The 20211-nt window shown below is 71.2% G+C and carries 14 protein-coding genes; 1 reads left to right on the forward strand and 13 read right to left on the reverse strand.

Annotated elements, in window-relative coordinates; genetic code table 11:
• Window positions 1-41: 41 nt before the first annotated feature.
• From galE to ACGFYU_RS33065, 9 genes are all read right to left on the reverse strand, one after another.
• A complete protein-coding gene (galE, locus tag ACGFYU_RS33025) occupies window positions 42-1055 on the reverse strand; it encodes a UDP-glucose 4-epimerase GalE (RefSeq protein ID WP_393830980.1) in 1014 nt (337 codons plus the stop codon).
• A 59-nt stretch (window positions 1056-1114) separates the two neighbouring features.
• Window positions 1115-2740 carry a glycosyltransferase family 2 protein gene (locus ACGFYU_RS33030; RefSeq protein ID WP_393830981.1) on the reverse strand — a complete coding sequence of 542 codons (1626 nt, stop codon included), beginning with the start codon at window positions 2738-2740 and terminating at the stop codon, window positions 1115-1117.
• Between the two features lie 67 nt (window positions 2741-2807).
• Window positions 2808-4253 carry a GTPase ObgE gene (obgE, locus tag ACGFYU_RS33035; RefSeq protein WP_393830982.1) on the reverse strand — a complete coding sequence of 482 codons (1446 nt, stop codon included), beginning with the start codon at window positions 4251-4253 and terminating at the stop codon, window positions 2808-2810.
• A 177-nt stretch (window positions 4254-4430) separates the two neighbouring features.
• Window positions 4431-4685, reverse strand: coding sequence for a 50S ribosomal protein L27 (rpmA, locus tag ACGFYU_RS33040; RefSeq protein WP_226732937.1), 255 nt, complete (start codon window positions 4683-4685; stop codon window positions 4431-4433).
• Window positions 4686-4698: 13 nt separating this feature from the next.
• Window positions 4699-5019: a 50S ribosomal protein L21 gene (rplU, locus tag ACGFYU_RS33045; RefSeq protein WP_015033583.1), complete on the reverse strand. Its 321-nt coding sequence runs from the start codon at window positions 5017-5019 to the stop codon at window positions 4699-4701.
• Between the two features lie 286 nt (window positions 5020-5305).
• The gene (locus tag ACGFYU_RS33050) at window positions 5306-9286 is read right to left on the reverse strand and encodes a ribonuclease E/G (protein ID WP_393830983.1); all 3981 of its coding nucleotides are present in this window, start codon (window positions 9284-9286) and stop codon (window positions 5306-5308) included.
• A 235-nt stretch (window positions 9287-9521) separates the two neighbouring features.
• Window positions 9522-10301, reverse strand: a complete 780-nt coding sequence (locus ACGFYU_RS33055; RefSeq protein WP_393831008.1) for a TIGR03936 family radical SAM-associated protein — start codon at window positions 10299-10301, stop codon at window positions 9522-9524.
• 111 nt (window positions 10302-10412) lie between these two features.
• Window positions 10413-11438, reverse strand: coding sequence for a hypothetical protein (locus tag ACGFYU_RS33060; protein ID WP_393830984.1), 1026 nt, complete (start codon window positions 11436-11438; stop codon window positions 10413-10415).
• Window positions 11439-11488: 50 nt separating this feature from the next.
• Entirely contained in the window at window positions 11489-11632 is a 144-nt protein-coding gene (locus ACGFYU_RS33065; protein ID WP_393830985.1) for a hypothetical protein, read from the reverse strand.
• 140 nt (window positions 11633-11772) lie between these two features.
• Here ACGFYU_RS33065 and ACGFYU_RS33070 point away from each other — a divergent pair, with 140 nt between their 5' ends.
• Entirely contained in the window at window positions 11773-13185 is a 1413-nt protein-coding gene (locus tag ACGFYU_RS33070; protein ID WP_393830986.1) for a recombinase family protein, read from the forward strand.
• Window positions 13186-13232: 47 nt separating this feature from the next.
• On the opposite strand, the gene ACGFYU_RS33075 is transcribed toward ACGFYU_RS33070, so the two are convergent.
• From ACGFYU_RS33075 to mrdA, 4 genes are all read right to left on the reverse strand, one after another.
• Window positions 13233-15173 (reverse strand): TIGR03960 family B12-binding radical SAM protein, encoded by a 1941-nt coding sequence (locus ACGFYU_RS33075; protein ID WP_393830987.1) that lies wholly within the window; start codon window positions 15171-15173, stop codon window positions 13233-13235.
• 72 nt (window positions 15174-15245) lie between these two features.
• Entirely contained in the window at window positions 15246-16766 is a 1521-nt protein-coding gene (locus tag ACGFYU_RS33080) for a CHAD domain-containing protein (RefSeq protein WP_393830988.1), read from the reverse strand.
• Window positions 16767-16815: 49 nt separating this feature from the next.
• The gene (rodA, locus tag ACGFYU_RS33085; RefSeq protein WP_393830989.1) at window positions 16816-18015 is read right to left on the reverse strand and encodes a rod shape-determining protein RodA; all 1200 of its coding nucleotides are present in this window, start codon (window positions 18013-18015) and stop codon (window positions 16816-16818) included.
• A 14-nt stretch (window positions 18016-18029) separates the two neighbouring features.
• The gene (gene mrdA / locus ACGFYU_RS33090) at window positions 18030-20204 is read right to left on the reverse strand and encodes a penicillin-binding protein 2 (protein WP_393830990.1); all 2175 of its coding nucleotides are present in this window, start codon (window positions 20202-20204) and stop codon (window positions 18030-18032) included.
• Between the last annotated feature and the right edge of the window lie 7 nt (window positions 20205-20211).

Here is a 20211-nt window from a genome sequence, read left to right on the forward strand (position 1 = left end):
GGATGCCGGGGCGGGCGGCTTCGTGCGTACGGGCCAGGGCGTCAGCCCTTGTGGACGTCCTTGTGCGCGTCCCGGCTGGCCGCCTTGTTGGCCTCCCAGCCCGCCCAGGCGGAGGTGACCATCTCGCGGACGTCGTGCCGGGCCTTCCAGCCCAGCTCGCTGGTGATCTTGTCGGCCGAGGCCACGACCTTCGCCGGGTCGCCGGGGCGGCGCGGGCTGATCACCGGGGCGTGGGTGTGGCCGGTGCCCTCGTTGAGCAGGGCGACCATCTGGGCGACGGAAACGCCCTCGCCGCGCCCGATGTTGACGGTGAGGTCCTTGTAGTCCCCGGCCGCCGCCCACTCGGCGAGCTTGCGGGCCGCGGCCACGTGAGCCTCCGCGAGGTCCTCGACGTGGATGTAGTCGCGGATGCAGGTGCCGTCCGGGGTCGGGTAGTCGTCACCGAAGATCTTGGCGCCCTGGCCGGCGTCGTAGCGCTCGAAGACCATCGGGACCAGGTTGAAGACGCCGGTGTCGGCCAGCTCGGGGGTCGCGGCGCCCGCCACGTTGAAGTAGCGCAGGCAGGCGGTGGAGATGCCGTGCGCCTTGCCGGCGGCGCGGACCAGCCACTCGCCGGCCAGCTTGGTCTCGCCGTAGGGGCTCAGCGGCGCGCACGGGGTGTCCTCGGTCACGAGGTCCACGTCGGGCATGCCGTAGACGGAGGCGGAGGAGGAGAAGAGGAAGTTGCGGATGCCGGCGGCGGCCACGGCCTGGAGCAGGACCGTGAGGCCGTGCACGTTCTCGTGGTAGTAGTGCAGCGGCTTCTCGACGGACTCGCCGACCTGCTTCTTGCCCGCGAGGTGCACGACGCCGGTGATCTTGTGCTCGGCGATGGCCTCGTCCAGGGCGAGCCGGTCCAGAACCGAGGCGGTCACCAGCGGGACGCCCTCCGGAACGCGCTCCTCCTTGCCCGTGGAGAGGTCGTCGAAGACGACGACCTTCTCCCCCGCGAGGAGCATCGCGCGGACGACGTGCGCGCCGATGTAGCCGGCGCCACCGGTGATCAGAAACGTCATGTGTAACTCCTTGGTCCTGTCCGTGGTTCTGTCGCTGAAGGTCGTGGATCTCGTGCCCGTCAGCGCGAGGCGCGGCCCGCCTTGGCCCGGTCAAGTCTGTTCCGTACGAGGTACAGCGCGCCCGCGGCACCCGGCGCGAGGCGCAGGGCCAGCGAACCGGAACCCGTACGGTAGGGCTGCGTCAGCAGGACACCGTACCGGCTGCTCGGCAGGGCGCGGCGGCGCAGCAGGCCGCCCCGGGGGCGCAGGGAGGTGAGCAGGGAGCTCCCGTCCGCGCACTCCACGACCACCCCGACGTGCCACGCCTGGAGCCGGCGCAGGCCCAGCCGGCGGCCGGTGGCGGCCAGGTCGTCGAGGCGGAAGGGCAGCACGGCCGTCCAGCAGTCGTCGCCGTCCTCGTCCCGGCTCAGCTCCACCGGCTGCGCCAGTACGGGGTCTCCGCCGGCGCGGGGCAGGAAGCGCAGCTGCACGGTGCGCGGGCCGGCCGCGGCGAGCCGCCCGTAGAGGTCGTGCAGGCGCAGCCGTACGGCGGCGTTGCCGGCCGGTTCGGCGTCTATGGTCACCGGCAGCGCGGCGGTCGGCATGTCGCGCAGGCCGTCCAGCTCCACCGGAAGTTCCTCGCTCCACACCGGCACCCCGTCGGCGGTGGTCGCGTACGGGGGCAGCAGGCGCGGCGGCTCGGCCGCGAAGCGGGTCAGCCGCTCCACGTCGGCGGGCGGGGTGGCGGTGGCGCGCAGCACCCGTACGATCCAGCGGGCGTGCGGGGCGGCGGCCTCGACCACGGCCTCGTCGAAGGTGTCGAGGTACGCGCGGGTCAGCGTCCACCAGGCCGCCTGGTACTCGGGGTCCTTGCCCAGCTCGCGCACGTACATGCGCAGGTCGTACTCCAGGAACTTCACCTGGCAGGCACGGCCGAGCTCCGGGGAGGCGGCCGCGAGGGTCCGCGCGGCGGTGCGGTGGGCCTCCACGCGGGCGCGCCAGTTCCCCACGTCCTTGCGGTCCAGGGAGATCGACACCTTGGCGGCGTCGCGGCGCACGTGCCAGACGTAGACGAGGTCGCCGATCACCGCGATGCGGGGGGCCGCGGCCAGGACCCGGGCGGTGAAGGCGAAGTCCTCGTAGACGAACCGTCCGTCGGGGAAGCGGATCGCGTGCTTCTCCAGGAAGGACCGGTCGTACAGCTTGTTGACGCAGAGCGTGTCGCGGACCAGCTCCGGCCGGTCGGAGGGCCGCTCGATCACCTCGCCCGGGGTGTAGAGCCCGGGGACCCACGGCACGTCGTGGTGGAGCGGCAGCTCACGCCGTACGCACGCGCCGACGGTGACCGGCGCGCGGTGCTCCTCGGCGGCGCGCACCAGGGCCTCGGCCGCCCCCGGCGGCAGCACGTCGTCGCTGTCGAGGAAGAGGACGTACGGGGAGGACGCGGCCGCGATGCCGTCGTTGCGCGGCGTGCCGCACCCGCCGCTGTTCTCCGTGCGGTGCACGACCTTGAGGCGGGGGTGTACGGCGGCCAGCTCGTCCAGCACCTGCGCGGTGCCGTCGGACGAGGCGTCGTTCACCGCGATGACCTCGGCGACCACCGGGCCCTGGGCGAGGGCCGAGGTAACGGCCTCGCCCACGAGCCCGGCGTCGTTGTACGCGATCACCACGACGGAGACGGTGGGAGGAGGGTTTGCGCTGCTCACCCGGTGGATATTAGGCGACCCGAGTAAACATCACTTCAAGGCCGCCCACCGGTCCAAAAAGGGCAGATCAGAACGGCCGGAACTCGTCGTACTCCTGCTGCGCCGCGTCCCCGCGCTTGGCTTCCTTCTCCTTGCGGCGCTGCGTGGCCGGACGTGGAGCCTCCATGCGGTGGTCCTCGCCGCGGCGGCCCAGCATCTCGGCGCCGGCCATCATGGTCGGCTCCCAGTCGAAGACGACCGCGTTCTCGTCGGAGCCGATGGCGACGCCGTCACCGGCGCGGGCGCCGGCCTTCTTCAGCGCGTCCTCGACACCGAGGCGGTTGAGGCGGTCGGCGAGGTAGCCCACGGCCTCGTCGTTGTTGAAGTCGGTCTGGCGGACCCAGCGCTCCGGCTTCTCGCCGCGCACCACGTACACGTCCTCGGCCTCGTCGTAGGCGACGGTGAAGCCGGCGTCGTCCACGGCCTTCGGGCGGATGACGATACGGGTCGCCTCCTGCTTCGGCTTGCGGGCGCGGGCCTTGGCCACGACCTCGGCGAGGAAGTACGAGAGCTCCTTGAGGCCCGTACGGGCGACCGCGGAGACCTCGAAGACCTTGTAGCCGCGGGCCTCCAGGTCCGGGCGGACCATCTCCGCGAGGTCCTGGCCGTCCGGGATGTCGACCTTGTTCAGGACGACGAGGCGCGGGCGCTTCTCCAGGCCGCCGCCGTAGAGCTTGAGCTCCTCCTCGATGAGGTCGAGGTCGCCGACCGGGTCGCGGTCGGACTCCAGGGTCGCGGTGTCCAGGACGTGCACGAGGATCGAGCAGCGCTCGACGTGGCGCAGGAACTCCAGGCCGAGGCCCTTGCCCTGGCTGGCACCCGGGATCAGGCCGGGGACGTCGGCGATCGTGTAGACGGTCGAGCCGGCGGTGACCACGCCCAGGTTCGGGACGAGGGTGGTGAAGGGGTAGTCCGCGATCTTCGGCTTGGCGGCGGAGAGCACCGAGATCAGCGAGGACTTGCCGGCGCTCGGGAAGCCGACCAGCGCCACGTCGGCGACGGTCTTGAGCTCCAGGACCACGTCGCCGGTGTCACCGGGCTCGCCGAGGAGCGCGAAGCCGGGCGCCTTGCGGCGGGCCGAGGCCAGCGCGGCGTTGCCGAGGCCGCCGCGGCCGCCCTGGGCGGCGACGTAGGTGGTGCCCTGGCCGACGAGGTCGGCGAGGACGTTGCCCTCCTTGTCGAGGACGACGGTGCCGTCCGGCACGGGCAGGACCAGGTCCTGGCCGTCCTTGCCGGAGCGGTTGCCGCCCTCGCCGGGCTTGCCGTTGGTGGCCTTGCGGTGCGGGCTGTGGTGGTAGTCCAGCAGGGTGGTGATCGCCTGCTCCACCACCAGGATCACGTCGCCGCCACGGCCGCCGTTGCCGCCGTCGGGGCCGCCCAGCGGCTTGAACTTCTCCCGGTGAACGGAGGCGCAGCCGTGGCCCCCGTTACCCGCGGCGACGTGCAGCTCGACGCGGTCCACGAAGGTGGTCATGGGTGTTCCTCCAGATACATACGGGAATGTCCCGGGCAGGCCTTGCCGCCCATTAAACGTGCCTAAGCGTGTCTATGTGACAACGCGCCGAGGGCGGACCTCTCTTCCCGGCTCGCGCCGGAAAGAGCTGAGATCCGCCCTCGGGAAGTTACGTACGCTCGATCAGCCGAAGCTGGATCAGGCGGCCGGAACGATGTTGACGACCTTGCGGCCGCGGTGCGTGCCGAACTGGACCGAGCCAGCCTGCAGCGCGAACAGCGTGTCGTCGCCACCACGACCGACACCCGCACCCGGGTGGAAGTGGGTGCCGCGCTGGCGGACGAGGATCTCGCCGGCGGAAACGACCTGACCGCCGAAGCGCTTCACGCCGAGCCGCTGGGCATTGGAGTCGCGCCCGTTCCGGGTGGACGATGCGCCCTTCTTGTGTGCCATGTCTCAGTCCCTCTTACTTCGCAGCCGCGGGGATACCGGTGACCTTGATCGCCGTGTACTGCTGACGGTGACCCTGGCGACGGCGGTAGCCGGTCTTGTTCTTGTAGCGCAGGATGTCGATCTTGGCGCCCTTGTGGTGGTCCACGACCTCGGCCGTGACCTTGATGCCCGCCAGGACCCACGGGTCGCTGGTCACGGCGTCGCCGTCGACAACGAGCAGGGTCGAGAGCTCGACCGTGTCGCCAACCTTGGCAGTGGAAATCTTGTCAACCTCAACGATGTCACCAACAGCAACCTTGTGCTGGCGACCACCGCTGCGCACGATGGCGTACACGCGGATCTCTCTCTCACTCGGGACGGATGCTCCTGAAGCCAGCCGCTCAGGCGGGCCGGGGCCCGAACTGATCCGGATTGGACGAGCGGCCTCTCCCGTGACCCGGCCGCTTGCGCGGACGATGCGGGAGGAAGGTGCTCAGGAGCGCGACGCACGCTGAACGGGTAATCGTTCAAGACACGCCGACGGTCTAGGTTACGGGGCTGGTTCCGGAGGGTCAAACCGGGCCCCGCAAGGCCGTGGGCCCCACCTCGCGGCGGGGCCCACGGTCGTGTCATGCGGCGGATCAGTCTTCGGTCGGAGCCGAGACGGAGGGCAGCGTCTGCTGCTCCGCCGCCGCGGTCTTCTTCGTCGTCCGCTTCGCCGCGGTCTTCTTGGCCGTCGTCTTCTTGGCGACGGTCTTCTTCGCGGCCGCCGCCTTCTTGGCCGGGGCCTTCTTCGCCGTGGTCGTCGCCTTCTTGGCGGCCGTCTTGCGGACCGCCTTCTTGGCGGGAGCGGGCTCCTCGGCCTCCACCGGGGCGGCCTCGGGCTCCGGCTCGGCCGCCGGGGACTCCACGACCACCACGGCCGCCTCGGCCGCGCCCGCCGGGGAACCGGCCGGGGCGGTGGCCTTACGGGTGGCACGCCGGCGCGGACGGGCCGGCGCGGCCTCGGCCACGGGGGCCTCGGCGACGGGCTCGGGCTCGGCCGCCACGACGACCGGCTCGGGCTCGGGCTCCACGACGGGCTCCGGCTCCGGCACGACGACCGGCTCCGGCTGCGGCTCCGGGGCCACCTCGGCCACGGGGGCCGGGGCACCTGCCGGGGCGGTGGCCTTGCGGGTCGCGCGGCGACGGGTCCGGCCCTTCGGCGCGGCCTCCTCGACCACAGCGGCCTCGACCGTCTCCGCGGCCTCCACGGCCTCGGCGACGACCTCGGCGGCCGGCTCCAGGACCGTGTCGGCGGGCTCGGTCACCGGCTCGGCCTCGACCACGGGGGCCGGAACCTGCGCCGGGACGGCCGTACCGCGCGGGGCGCCCGCCGGAGCGGTCGCCTTGCGGGTGGCACGGCGACGGCTGCGGCGGCCGCTCAGACCCGCGGCGGCCTCCGCCTCGGCCGCGCTGCTGTACAGCTCCTCGTCCGCGACGAACTCCGGCTCGGGCAGCGCCCGCGGCGCGGCGGCCTCGGCGGCCACCTCGGCCTCGCTCTCAAAGACCTCCGCCTCGACCGTCTCGATCTCGTGCTCGTGCTGGTCGAACTCGGCCTTGCCGGCGCGGCGCTTGGCGCGCTTGCCGTTGCCGCCGACCGCGGTCGGGGTCTCCATGTGCACGATGACACCGCGGCCGTTGCAGTGGACGCAGGTCTCGGAGAAGGACTCCAGCAGACCCTGGCCCACCCGCTTGCGGGTCATCTGGACCAGGCCCAGCGAGGTGACCTCGGCCACCTGGTGCTTGGTCCGGTCACGGCCCAGGCACTCCAGCATGCGCCGCAGGACCAGGTCGCGGTTGGACTCCAGGACCATGTCGATGAAGTCGATGACGACGATGCCGCCCAGGTCGCGCAGCCGCAGCTGGCGCACGATCTCCTCGGCCGCCTCCAGGTTGTTCCTGGTGACGGTCTCCTCGAGGTTGCCGCCCTGACCGGTGAACTTGCCGGTGTTGACGTCGATGACGATCATCGCCTCGGTCTTGTCGATCACAAGCGAGCCGCCCGAGGGCAGCCACACCTTGCGGTCGAGCGCCTTGGCGAGCTGCTCGTCGATCCGGTACGTCGCGAAGACGTCGACCTCGGAGGTCCAGCGGGACAGCCGGTCGGCCAGGTCCGGGGCCACGTGGGACACGTAGCCGTGGATGGTCTCCCACGCCTGGTCGCCGCTGACGATGACCTTCGAGAAGTCCTCGTTGAAGATGTCGCGCACGACGCGGACGGTCATGTCCGGCTCGCCGTACAGCAGGCTCGGGGAAGAGGTCGAGATCTGCTTCGACTTCTTCTGGATGTCCTCCCACTGGGCCTGCAGACGCTCGACGTCGCGACGCAGCTCGTCCTCGCTCGCGCCCTCGGCGGCGGTGCGCACGATGACGCCCGCGTCCTCGGGGACGATCTTCTTGAGGATGGTCTTCAGGCGCGCGCGCTCGGTGTCGGGCAGCTTGCGGCTGATACCGGTCATCGAGCCCTCGGGCACGTAGACCAGGTAGCGGCCGGGCAGCGAGACCTGCGAGGTCAGGCGGGCGCCCTTGTGGCCGATCGGGTCCTTGGTGACCTGCACCAGGACCGACTGGCCGGACTTGAGGGCGGACTCGATGCGGCGCGGCCCGTTGGCCATGCCGAGCGCCTCGAAGTTGACCTCGCCGGCGTACAGGACCGCGTTGCGGCCCTTGCCGATGTCGATGAAGGCGGCCTCCATCGACGGCAGCACGTTCTGGACCTTGCCCAGGTAGACGTTGCCGACGTACGAGGTGGCCTCTTCCTTGTTGACGTAGTGCTCGACGAGCACGTTGTCCTCGAGGACGCCGATCTGGGTGCGCTCGCCGGACTGGCGGACGACCATGACGCGCTCGACGGCCTCACGGCGGGCCAGGAACTCGGCCTCCGTGATGATCGGCACGCGGCGGCGGCCCTGCTCGCGACCCTCGCGGCGGCGCTGCTTCTTCGCCTCCAGGCGGGTCGAGCCCTTGATGGACTGGACCTCGTCGGACGGCTCGGCCTTCTCGCGGGCCGGGCGGGGCTCGCGCACCTTGACGACGGTACGCACGCCCTCCTCTTCGCCGGCCTCGACCTCGGCGGCGTCACCGCTGCGACGGCGACGGCGACGGCGGCGACGGCTGGAGGTGGAGCCGAGGGCGGCCTCCTCGGCCTCCTCTTCCTCTTCCTCCTCGGCCTCCTGCTCGGCGGCCTCCGCCTCTTCCTCGGCGGTCTCCTCGAGCTCGGCGGCCTCGCCGCGGCGACGGCGACGGCCACCGCGACGGCGGCGGCGCGAGGGGCGCTCGCCCTCTTCGCCCTCTTCGAACTCGGCGGCCTCTTCCTCAAGCTCGGCGGCCTCGGCCTCCGGCTCCTCCTCGGCGAGCACCTCGGGGAGGGAGACCGGCGCGGGCTCGGCGACCGGAGCGGCCTCGGCGGCACCACGGCCGCGGCGACGGCGGCGACCGGCCGGCTGCGGGGCGGGGGCCTGGACGGCCTCGGCCTCGATCTCGGCCTCTTCCTCCTCCTCGACCTCTTCGGCCGGGGCGGCGGCGCGCGCGGCCATGGCGGCCATCGCGGCGGTCTCGGGGGTCTGGAACATCGGCTCGGCGAAGACCGGGGCCTGGAAGGTGGGCACGGCGGGACGCACGGCACGGCGGGCGCGGGCCGGGGCGGCGGGCGCCTCGGCCTCGGCGGCGGGCTGCGCGGGGGCGGCCGCGGGAGCGGCGGGGGCGGCCGGGGCGGAGGACCGGGTGGCGCGGCGGCGGCCGCCGCGCTTCGGGGAGTCCAGCGCGTCGGCGACGGTGAAGGTCCGGGCGGCGGCCTTGGGGGCCTCTTCCACCTCGGCGGGGGCCTCGGCGGCCTCCTCGACGGCAGCGGCAGGGGCGGCCGGGGCGGCGACGGCGCGGGTCGCACGGCGACGGGCGCGCGGGGCGGGAGCGGCGGGCTCCTCCTCGACGGGGGCGGCAGCAGCCGGGGCCTCCGTCACGGGAGCCTCGACGACCTCGGCGGCCACGGCAGCCGGGGCGGCGACGGCGCGCGTGGCACGGCGACGGGCGCGCGGGGCCGGAGCGGCGGGCTCCTCCTCGACGGGGGCGGCAGCGGCCGGGGCCTCCACGACCACGGCCTCCGCGGCCGGAGCCTCGGGAGCGGCCACGGCGCGGGTCGCACGGCGACGGGTACGGGGGGCGGGAGCGGCCGGAGCCTCCTCCTCGGCCACCGGCGCGGCCGGGGCGGCCTCGGCGGCAGCGGCCTCCGGGGCGGCAACGGCGCGGGTCGCACGGCGACGGGCGCGCGGGGCCGGAGCGGCGGGCTCCTCGGCGACGGGGGCGGCAGCGGCCGGGGCCTCGACGACCACGGCCTCCGCGGCCACGGCCTCGGGAGCGGCCACGGCGCGGGTCGCACGGCGGCGGGGACGAGCGGGGGCGGCGGCCGGGGCGGCCTCTTCCGCGGGGGCCGCCGGGGCGGCCTCGATCACCGGAGTGGCCTCGGCCGCGGCGGCGCCGGGCGGACCGGCGGGCCGGGACGCGGCGCGGCGACGCCTGCGCGGGGGCAGGTTGTCACTCGGGCTGTTGTTGTCGGCGGTGGTGCCGTTTTCGTTGTTGGGCATTGCGGGCGGTTCTCCCGTCACGCTCCCGGGCGCCGCGGCTGACTTCCGGTCCGGCACGGCTCCGCGTAATGAGCGCGGAGCCGGCCTCCGGGGCGCGTTCGCCACACGGGAGCTGTAGTCCATGGCCGCCGGTTCCGTACGTATGGTCCGTACGGCCTGGCGGAAGTCTTCAGGTCTGTGCGCTGCCCGACCCAGGTGGCTCCCGAGTGCCAGGGCGGCGCGACGACGACGATCCCTACGCGGCGGGACCTTCCGGCGCCTTCGCGTCGGCGGCTACGGCGGCCGTGGGTGGGGCGGCCGTGACAGCCTCGCGGTCGGGCGCGAGCGGGTCGGTCACCGTGCCGGACTCCTCGTCGAAGAGCCCCTGCGCCAGCCTGGTCACCGCTGAGGGGACCGGCGGCGCCAGGTCGGCCACAGCTCGGAGACCGGACAGGACGTCGTCGGGTCGCACGGCAGGTGTCAGATGCCGAACAACCAGGCGCAGTATCGCACAGGCATTGTCCAGAGGCCTATCAGCCGGAGCCGGAAGTGCCTCAAGGCTGACAACGGCTCCACGCGTGTCAAAAGTCCGCATGCCGTTCTTGGTGCGCCGCTGGACCTCCACGGTCTCGGCGGCCAGGAAGGCCGCCACGGCCGTCTCCGCCTCCGCGACCTCCACGCCGTCCAGGCGCAGCTCCCACACGGAGGCGGTCAGCCGGTCGGCGAGGCCGGAGGTGCGGGCCTCGACGGCGTCGACGATGTCGAGGCCGGTCGGCATCGACTCGTCGAGCAGCTCGCGCAGCTTCTCGGGGTCGCGGGCCTCGGCGAGGCCGATCTCCAGGTACTCGGCCTCGCTGCCGGTCCCGGTCGGGGCGGCGTTCGCGTACGAGACGCGGGGGTGCGGGGTGAAGCCGGCCGAGTACGCCATCGGCACCTCGGCGCGGCGCAGGGCCCGCTCGAAGGCGCGCTGGAAGTCGCGGTGGCTGGTGAACCGGAGGCGGCCGCGCTTGGTGTAGCGCAGTCGGATGCGCTGCACCACCGGTGCGGGGGGCGGGCCTTCGGGCTGTCGCTTGCCCAGGGGTTCTTCTCCTTGTGCGGGGCTCCGCGGCTCGCGCGTCGCCCTGAGGTCTTCTCGACCCGCTCCGGCTCACCCCTGCCGTCGGGGCAGGGAGATCTCGTCAGCGGGTGCCGCGTCGGCGGCTGTCGTACTACCCAGAGTACGCGCCCGTGACCTCGCCGGTTCCCGGGGAGGAGTACCGAACAGCGCCCGCCGCACGGAGGCCCGCGCCTCGCGCACCGCGACCCGCCCGGCCCGCCACACCTCGCGCACGAGATGCCCGACGGGGGTCAGCACGTACCGGTAGACCCGGGAGGCGGGCCACCCGACCACCACCCACCCGACCCACTTGCCCCCGCGCCACAACGCCCCCACGATCACCCCCGCCACCCCCCAGGCCCACCCGACCACCTGCCCGACCGGCACGAGCACGTACCGGTACAGCACACCGGCCACCCACGCGACACCGATCCCGACGGGCCGCAGGGCGTACCGGTACAGCGCGACCGCCAGCCATACGAGGCCCTGCCCGACCGGAGTGAGCACGTACCGGTAGGCCCCGGCGGCCAGCCATGCGATTCCGCGGCCGACGGGCGCGAGCACGTACCGCCACAATGCGACCCACGGCCAGACGAACAGCGCCATGCCCAGGGCCCAGCCGGCCCACGCGACGCCCTTGGCGAGCGGGGCGAGCAGGTACCGCAGCCCGCCGCGGCCGATCCAGGCCAGTGCCGCCCCGAGCGGACGCAACACGTAGACGCCCAGGATCCGCCCGGCCGGCGCAAGCAGATACTCGTACGCACCGCGCCCCAGCCACGCCAGGCCCCGCCCGACGGGGTTGACCACGTACCGCCACAGCACCACCCACGGCCAGACGAACACCAGCTTCAGCACGACGGTCAGCACCCAGCCGAAGGCCCGCAGCACCGGCTCGACGATGTGGACGTGGAGCGGCCCGAGGACACGCCGGCGGGCGGCCCGACCCAAGGCGACGAGCAGTTCCCAGACCACTCGTACGGGCAGTACGACCAGCACCGCCACGACCTTGACGGGTATCCGAACGACCCCGACCAGACACCCGTCGCCCTGCTCCGGCCGCGACTCCTCGAGTTCCATGCCGCCAAGGACACCAGAGGCACCCCACCGGTTGCGTCCGGGGCCCCGTTTCAGTCGACGGACCCCGAGGGCTGGACGCCTGCCGCGATCTGCACCAGCGCCGCGTTCACGGTGTCCTCAACCGTATGCGTGCCGAGCGCCTCGGCAGTCAACGCCAACGCATCCTCATCGACGTCAATCTCGGTCTCCGCCATCACCCGAATCCTATTCAAGACATTTGACATTCCACTGGGCAGCGATAACACACCTCTACGAACCTGACGGAACTCGCCAGATTCGACCAACTATGCTCAACCACCTAAACCACCTCCCCCCGCATTGCTAGCGTCCCAGCATGAAAACACACCAGAGGCATTTTACGGACGACTCATGGACTGCAACAGACAAAGCACTCCTGGCCGAGTTGGAGAGAGATGAATGCTCGTTGCCTGCCGACGCTCCGCGGGCACTGCTGTCCGTTCGCCTATCGGTTCTCACAGAAACCACCACCTCACCCTTACGTCAGGAACTCGACCTTCGCCTGCTCGCCAGGGAACGGGGATACAGGGTCGTCGGGGTAGCACGCGACCTGAACGTCTCCGCGACAAAGGTGCCGCCGTGGCGACGTCCACAGCTCGGCCCCTGGCTCAGAGACAGGACGCCGGAATTCGACGTACTGCTCTTCTGGAAGATGGACCGCATGGTACGACGAGTGGCCGACTTGACCACAATGATCACTTGGTGCTTGACGTACGGCAAGAATCTGATCTCAAAACACGACCCCATCAACCTGACCACAGAAGCCGGGAAAACGCTTGCTGCGCTCGTCAGCAGTGTCGCCGAGATCGAGGCAGCCAACACCGGCACTCGAGTCGCGAGCCTCTGGACCTACACGAAAACGCAAAGTGCGTGGTTGGTCGGCAAACCCGCGTACGGCTACACCACGGCCCGGGACGCAGAAGGAAGGAGTGTCCTCGCCATCGACAAAGACGCACAGCGCGCCCTGCACTGGTGTCGAGGCAGAATCCTGCAGGGCGCCTCGGCCAAGCGCTTGGCCAGCGTGCTGGTACGCGCCGGCCTCTGTGGCCCGGGACTCACCGCCGCCACGCTACTTCGCAGGCTTCGGAACCCGGCCCTCGTGGGGTACCGCGTAGAAGAAGACAAGAAGGGCGGCGTTCGGCGTTCGAAGCTGGTACTCGGAAAGGACGGGAATCCGATCCGCGTCGCCGAAGAAATTTTCACTGCGGAACAGTTCCAAGAGCTTCAGGCGGCCCTGGATCGCCGCGCCAAGCGCCAGCCCGCCCGCCAGACGGACGGGGGGACCACATTCCTCGGAGTCCTTGTCTGTGCCGATTGCGGCACCAACATGCTCGCACATAAGACGAGGTCAGGCTCCAGGAGCTACGAGTACCTCCGATGCCGCGCCTGCCGCGGAGGCGGGCAGGGAGCCCCCAACCCTCAGACCATCTACGCCAGACTTATGGATGACGCCCTGTCCGCACTCGGAGACGAGCCCGTATATCTCAGGGAGTACGCGGGGGACCACTGGGTGCTGAGGCATACGGGCAAGACCTTCCGCCAGCACTGGACCGCAGGGGGAGTCAAGGAAATGACCAAGGACCTTCTCCGCGCAGGCGTCACGTGCAAGGTCACAAGGACCAAGGTTCGGAAGGCCCGCGCCCCTCAGGTCCACACGCAGCTTGTCATCCCTGACGACGTACGTCAGCGGCTCGTGATCACCAGGGACGAATTCACGTCCGGCCTCTAGAAATGCGAATGCCCCCTGCCTCTCGGCAAGGGGACATTCAAACAACGTCACGACTTCGGGGATTCACCCACCACGCTCAGCGGGAGCAGCTTCTTGCCAGTCGGTCCGATTTGAATACTGGTCTGGAGCTGAGGACACACGCCACAGTCGAAGCACGGGGTCCAGCGGCAGTCCTCGACCTCGGTCTCGTCGAGGGCGTCCTGCCAGTCTTCCCAGAGCCAGTCCTTGTCGAGGCCGGAGTCCAGGTGGTCCCAGGGCAGGACCTCCTCGTAGGTGCGCTCGCGGGTCGTGTACCAGGCCACGTCCACGCCGTACGCGGGCAGGGTCTTCTCCGCGGCCTGCATCCAGCGGTCGTACGAGAAGTGCTCGCGCCAGCCGTCGAAGCGGCCGCCGTCCTCGTACACGGCGCGGATGACGTCGCCGATGCGGCGGTCGCCGCGGGAGAGGAGGCCCTCGACGATGCCCGGCTTGCCGTCGTGGTAGCGGAAGCCGATCGAGCGGCCGTACTTCTTGTCGCCGCGGATCTTGTCGCGGAGCTTGCCCAGGCGGGCGTCCGTCTCCTCGGCCGACAGCTGCGGGGCCCACTGGAACGGGGTGTGCGGCTTCGGGACGAAACCGCCGATCGACACGGTGCAGCGGATGTCGTTCTGGCCCGAGACCTCGCGGCCCTTGGCGATGACGTTGACCGCCATGTCGCCGATCTGCAGGACGTCCTCGTCGGTCTCCGTCGGCAGGCCGCACATGAAGTACAGCTTCACCTGGCGCCAGCCGTTGCCGTACGCGGTGGCGACCGTGCGGATCAGGTCCTCTTCCGACACCATCTTGTTGATGACCTTGCGCATGCGCTCGGAGCCGCCCTCGGGGGCGAAGGTCAGGCCGGAGCGGCGCCCGTTGCGGGTCAGCTCGTTGGCCAGGTCCACGTTGAAGGCGTCCACCCGGGTGGAGGGGAGGGAGAGGCCGACCTTGTCGTCCGTGTAGCGGTCCGCGAGGCCCTTCGCGATGTCGGCGATCTCGGTGTGGTCCGCCGAGGAGAGCGAGAGGAGGCCGACCTCTTCGAAGCCCGTGGCCTTGAGGCCGCGCTCCACCATCTCGCCGATGCCGGTGATGCTTCGCTCCCGCACGGGGCGCGTGATCATGCCGGCCTGGCAGAAACGGCAGCCGCGGGTGCAGCCGCGGAAGATCTCCACGGACATGCGCTCGTGGACGGTCTCGGCGAGCGGGACCAGGGGCTGCTTGGGGTACGGCCACTCGTCGAGGTCCATGACCGTGTGCTTGGACACGCGCCACGGCACGCCGGAGCGGTTCGGGACGACGCGGCCGATGCGGCCGTCGGGCAGGTACTCGACGTCGTAGAAGCCCGGGACGTAGATGTTGCCCGTCTTGGCGAGGCGCAGGAGGATCTCCTCGCGTCCGCCCGGACGGCCCTCCGCCTTCCAGGCGCGGATGATCTCGGTCATGTCGAGGACGGCCTGCTCGCCGTCGCCGATGACCGCCGCGTCGATGAAGTCCGCGATCGGCTCCGGGTTGAAGGCCGCGTGGCCGCCCGCCAGGACGATCGGGTGGTCGACCGTGCGGTCCTTGGACTCCAGCGGGATGCCCGCGAGGTCCAGGGCCGTGAGCATGTTCGTGTAGCCCAGCTCCGTGGAGAAGGACAGGCCGAACACGTCGAAGGCCGATACCGGGCGGTGGCTGTCCACCGTGAACTGGGGGACCTTGTGTTCGCGCATGAGCGCTTCGAGGTCCGGCCACACCGAGTACGTGCGCTCCGCGAGCACGCCCTCGCGCTCGTTCAGCACCTCGTAGAGGATCATGACGCCCTGGTTGGGCAGCCCGACCTCGTACGCGTCCGGGTACATGAGCGCCCAGCGGACGTCCGCGCTCTCCCACGGCTTCACGGTGGAGTTGAGCTCACCACCGACGTACTGGATGGGCTTCTGCACATGCGGGAGCAGAGCTTCGAGCTGTGGGAAGACCGACTCGGACATCACGCGACTTTCGTGAAGCGGGCAGGGGGCGACTCTCAAGCGTACCCCGAGGCTCAGCCGCCCCCTCCCGCGTGATCATCCGAGGCCGGTCCGCAGTCCGGGGGCGGAGACCTCGGCCCAGATGGCCGGAAGCTCCCGTTCGCGCCGCTCGGCCAGGGCTTCCTCGCGGGCGTAGAGCACGCCCCAGGTGAAGGCCGACTCCCCCGCGCCCGCCGCCTGGACGGCGAGGCCGCGCAGGGCCTCGCGGGCGACCACGCTGTCCTGGTGGTCGCCGAGCAGGGTCTGGACCGACTTCATCGCCTTGGCCAGGCGTTTCGCCGGTTTCCCGAGGGCGGGCACGGCCGCCTCCGCCGCGTAGCGGGCGCGCTTGGCCGCCTTGCGGGCCTCGTGCAGGGCGACGTCGCGTTCCCCGCCCGGGGCCAGCCGCAGTGCGTCGTCGACCCGGCCGGCGAGGCGTTCGTAGTCGCGCAGGACCGCCTTGGGCAGGACGCTTTCCGCGGGGCCGGCGGCGGCGTCGAGCAGCGGCGGGTTCGCCAGGAGGGCGTCGAGGGAGTCCAGCAGGGCGAGGTGGCGCGCGCTGTCCAGGACGGCGAGGGCCCGGCGCCTCGATCCGGAGCGGCGGGTGGTGTTCCAGGTGCGGAGCCGGCTGCGGACCGGGCCGAGCAGCAGGGTGCGGGGCAGTTCGCCGAGGCGGGTCTGGATCCGCTCCAGCAGGACCTCCTGGTCGCGGTCTACGCCGAGTTCGGCGGCGAGGAGCCGCAGTTCCTCGCCGATGGGGTCGGTGACGGCGCGGTCCAGCACCTTGCGGTAGGTCTTGAAGGCGCTGCGCATCCGGCGGCCGGCCACCCGCATCTGGTGGACGGAGTCCGGCAGGCCCCGGCGTACGGCGGGGTCCAGGGCGACCAGGGCGTCGCGCTGTTCGCGCAGGTACGCCAGGACGTACGCGCCCGCCGTGCCGTCACCCGGGTCGGGCGCGGGCCGGGTCGGGGGCGCGGTGCCGGTCTCGGCGAGGGCGCGGGCGAGTTTCGAGGGGGCGTCGGAGACCCGCAGCCCGGCCTTGCGGAAGGTCTTCTCGACGGCTTCGAGCAGGCCGGGGTCGACTCCGTCGGCCAGTTCCACCTCGACTTCGGTCCAGGCGGCGGTGGACTCGCCGCGCTCGGCGCGGACCGCGTCGGTGGACAGTTCGGCGAGCAGGGCCCCCTCGGCGTCGAGGAGGTGGCTGACCCGACGCGAGGAGATCAGCCTGACCTGGGGTTCGAGCCCGGTGCCGCGCACCCGGGAGCGGACGAGGGCGGCGAGGGAGGGCGGGACGGTGTCGCTGAGGGCGGTCGCGATCTCGTCGCGCACGCCCGGGGAGACGGGCAGTTTCAGGTGCCAGCCGGCGTCCGCGCCGCCGGTTCTGCGGCGCAGGGTGAGACCGTCGGCGGCGAGCCGCTGGTCGGGGGTGTCGTAGTAGACGGCGTCGAGGTCCACGGTGCCCTGGTCGGAGACGGCCGCGATGGCGGCCGTGCCCGTCAGGTCCGGCACCCCGCGCCGGGAGAGTTTGGCCTTAGAGAACTCGAATTTCCGCTCGATCTCGCGCTTCGTGTCCGCCATAGACCGAACTTAGTCCTGAACGGATCACGTCGGCAGGGTGAACGGCGGATTAGGCCGACAAGGGCCGTTGCACCTTGATCGACTGCAACAGCCCGATGGCCACCCACACGGCGAACATCGACGAGCCTCCGTACGAGACGAAGGGCAGCGGCAGCCCGGCCACCGGCATGATCCCGAGGGTCATCCCGATGTTCTCGAAGGACTGGAAGGCGAACCAGGCGATGATCCCGGCGCACACGATCGTCCCGTACAGCTCGGTCGTCTCGCGGGCGATCATGCAGGCCCGCCACAGCACGATGCCCAGCAGCACCAGGATGAGGCCGGCTCCGACGAAGCCCAGCTCCTCCCCCGCCACCGTGAAGACGAAGTCGGTCTGCTGCTCCGGGACGAACTGGCCGGTGGTCTGCGAGCCCTTGAAGAGCCCGGAGCCGGTCAGTCCGCCGGAGCCGATCGCGATGCGCGCCTGGTTGGTGTTGTAGCCGACGCCCGAGGGGTCGAGTTCGGGGTTGGCGAAGGCCGCGAAGCGGTTGATCTGGTACTCGTCGAGGACGCCGAGCTGCCAGATCAGGATGGCTCCGGCCGCGCCCGAGCCGATCAGGCCGAGCACCCAGCGGTTGGAGGCGCCGGAGGCGAGCAGCACGCCGAGGACGATGACGACCATGACCATGACGGAGCCCAGGTCGGGCATCAGCATGACGATGCCCATGGGGGCGGCCGCCAGGCACAGCGACTTGACGACCGTGCGGTGGTCGGGGTGGGTGAGGTCGCCCGCGTCCACCCGGGCGGCCAGCAGCATCGCCATGACCAGGATGATCGTGATCTTCACGAACTCGGAGGGCTGCAGGGAGAATCCGCCGCCGATCACGATCCACGCGTGGGCGCCGTTGATGGTGGCGCCGAGCGGGGTGAGCACGGCCAGGACGAGCACGAGCGAGAGCCCGTAGAGGACGGGCACCGCACCGCGCAGGGTGCGGTGGCCGAGCCAGACGGTGCCGATCATCAGCACGAGGCCGATGCCGGTGTTCAGGGCGTGCCGTTCCAGGAAGTAGTACGGGTCGCCCTGGTTCAGCTGGGTGCGGTTGCGGGTGGCCGACCACACCAGCAGGGCGCCGATGAAGGAGAGCGCGAGGGCGGAGAGGAGTATCGGCCAGTCGAGCCGGCGCAGCACCGAGTCGCGGGCGGTGAGCTTGGCCATCGCCCCGCGCTCGGGCGCGTACCGGGAGACGGAGAACTTGTTGGCGGTCTGCATGTCGGTTTCGGTCCTCAGTCCCGTACGGGGCGTGTGGCGGGGGGCCCGGCGAGTACGGGCGGGGCGGGCTCCTCCGGCGACGGGGGCACGTACGGCCGGATCTCGGGGGAGTCGATGGAGCCGTCGGGGTAGATCTTGGGCAGTTTGGCCTCCGGCGTCAGCAGCAGGGCCTTCTTCAGGTCCTGCTTGCCCTCCATGTCGAGGCCGTACATGGCGTTGTAGATGTTGCGGACGGCGGGGCCGGAGGCTCCGGATCCGGTGCCGCCCTGGGAGATCGTCATGACGATCGTGAAGTCCTTGGTGTAGGTCGCCAGCCAGGAGGTGGTCTGCTTGCCGTAGACCTGCGCGGTGCCGGTCTTGGCGTGCATCGGGATCTTGTCCATCGGCCAGCCGCCGAACCGCCAGGCGGCGGTGCCACCGGGCTCGACGACCATGCGCAGGCCGCTGTCGAGGTCGCTGATGGTCTGGGCGTCGATCGGCAGCCTGCCGTGGGACTGGGGCTCGATCATCTCGATGTGCTTGCCGTCGGGGCTGATGATGGCCTTGCCGACGGTGGGGTTGTAGAGGGTGCCGCCGTTGCTGATGGCGGAGTAGGCCGTGGCCATCTGGATGGGGGTGACGAGGACGTCGCCCTGGCCGATGGCGAAGTTGATGCTGTCGTACGCCTTCAGCTGGTTGCCTTCGAGGCAGCTCTCGTAGGCGATCTGCTCGACGTAGGTGCCGCCCTTCTTGCCCTGCTTGCACCAGGCGCTCTTGTTGGCCTTCCAGAAGCTCTGCTTCCACTGGCGGTCGGGGATGCGGCCGGTGACCTCGTTCGGCAGGTCGATGTGGGTCTCGGAGCCGAGGCCGAACTCGCGGGCGGTCCGGTAGAACCAGTCGTGGGGGTGGTGGGGCTTGAGGCCGCCGTCGCGCTGCCACTCCTTGTGCCCGAGGGCGTAGAAGACGGTGTTGCAGGAGAACTTGAGGGCCTCGCCGAGGGTGATGGGGCCGTGCCCCTTGGACTCGAAGTTCGCGAAGCTCCGGCCGCCCATGTTGTAGGAGCTGCTGCAGTTGTACTTGTCGTCGAACGCGTAGCCGGCCCGGACGGCCGCGCTCGCCGAGACCACCTTGAAGATGGAGCCCGCGGGGGCCTGGCCCTGGATGGCCCGGTTGAGCAGCGGGTAGTTGGAGATCTGGCTGGTGAGCCTGGCGTAGTCCTTGCCGGAGATGCCGCCGACCCAGGCGTTGGGGTCGTAGTCGGGCTGGGAGGCCATCGCGACGACGCGGCCCGTCTTGGCCTCCATGACGACGACGGCGCCCGAGTCGGCCTCGTACTTGCGGCCGGTGATGTTGTCGACCTCGTTGCGGACGGTCTTCATCGCCTGCTGGAGCTCGAACTCGGCGACGCCCTGGACCCGGGCGTCGATGCTGGTGACGAGGGTGGATCCGGCGATGCCCCGGTCGGACTGGGTCTGGCCCATGACCCGGCCCAGGTTGTCGACCTCGTAGGAGGTGACCTGCGCCTTGCCCCGCAACTGCCTGTCGTAGGTGCGTTCGATGCCGGAGCGGCCCACCTGGTCCGAGCGCAGGTGCGGCGAGTCGGTGTCCTTGGCCTTCTGGATCTCGTCGTCGGTGACCGGCGACAGGTAGCCGAGCACCTGCGCGGTGCGGGCCCCGCCGGGGGCCGGGTAGCGGCGGACGGCGGTGGGCTCCGCGGTGATGCCGGGGAAGTCCTCGGGGCGTTCGCGGAGCTGGAGCGCCTGCTGCGTGGTGGCTTCGAGGGTGACGGGGATCGGCTGGTACGGGGAGCCGTTCCAGCAGGGCGCGGGGGTCTGGGAGTCGCAGAGCCGGACCTTCTCCATGACCTCCTTGGGCGTCATGTCCAGGACGCCGGCCAGGCGGGTCATGACGGCCTTGCCGCGGTCCTTCATCTTCATCAGCTTGGTGCGGCTGGCGGAGACGACCAGGCGGGTCTCGTTGTCGGCGAGGGGGACCCCGCGGGCGTCGAGGACCGAGCCGCGCACGGCGGGCTGGACGACGCGCTGGACGTGGTTGCTCTTCGCCTCGTGGTAGTACTCCGCGCCCTCGCGGATCTGGAGGAGCCAGAGCCGGCCGCCGAGGGTGACCAGCATCGAGAAGACGAGTACCTGGATCATGATCAGCCGGATCTGCACCCGGGAGGTGCGGCCGGTCTCCGGGATGTTGCTCACGCCTGCT

Origin of the sequence: Streptomyces sp. NPDC048337 (genome assembly GCF_043201175.1) — a bacterium.
Classification (GTDB): domain Bacteria; phylum Actinomycetota; class Actinomycetes; order Streptomycetales; family Streptomycetaceae; genus Streptomyces.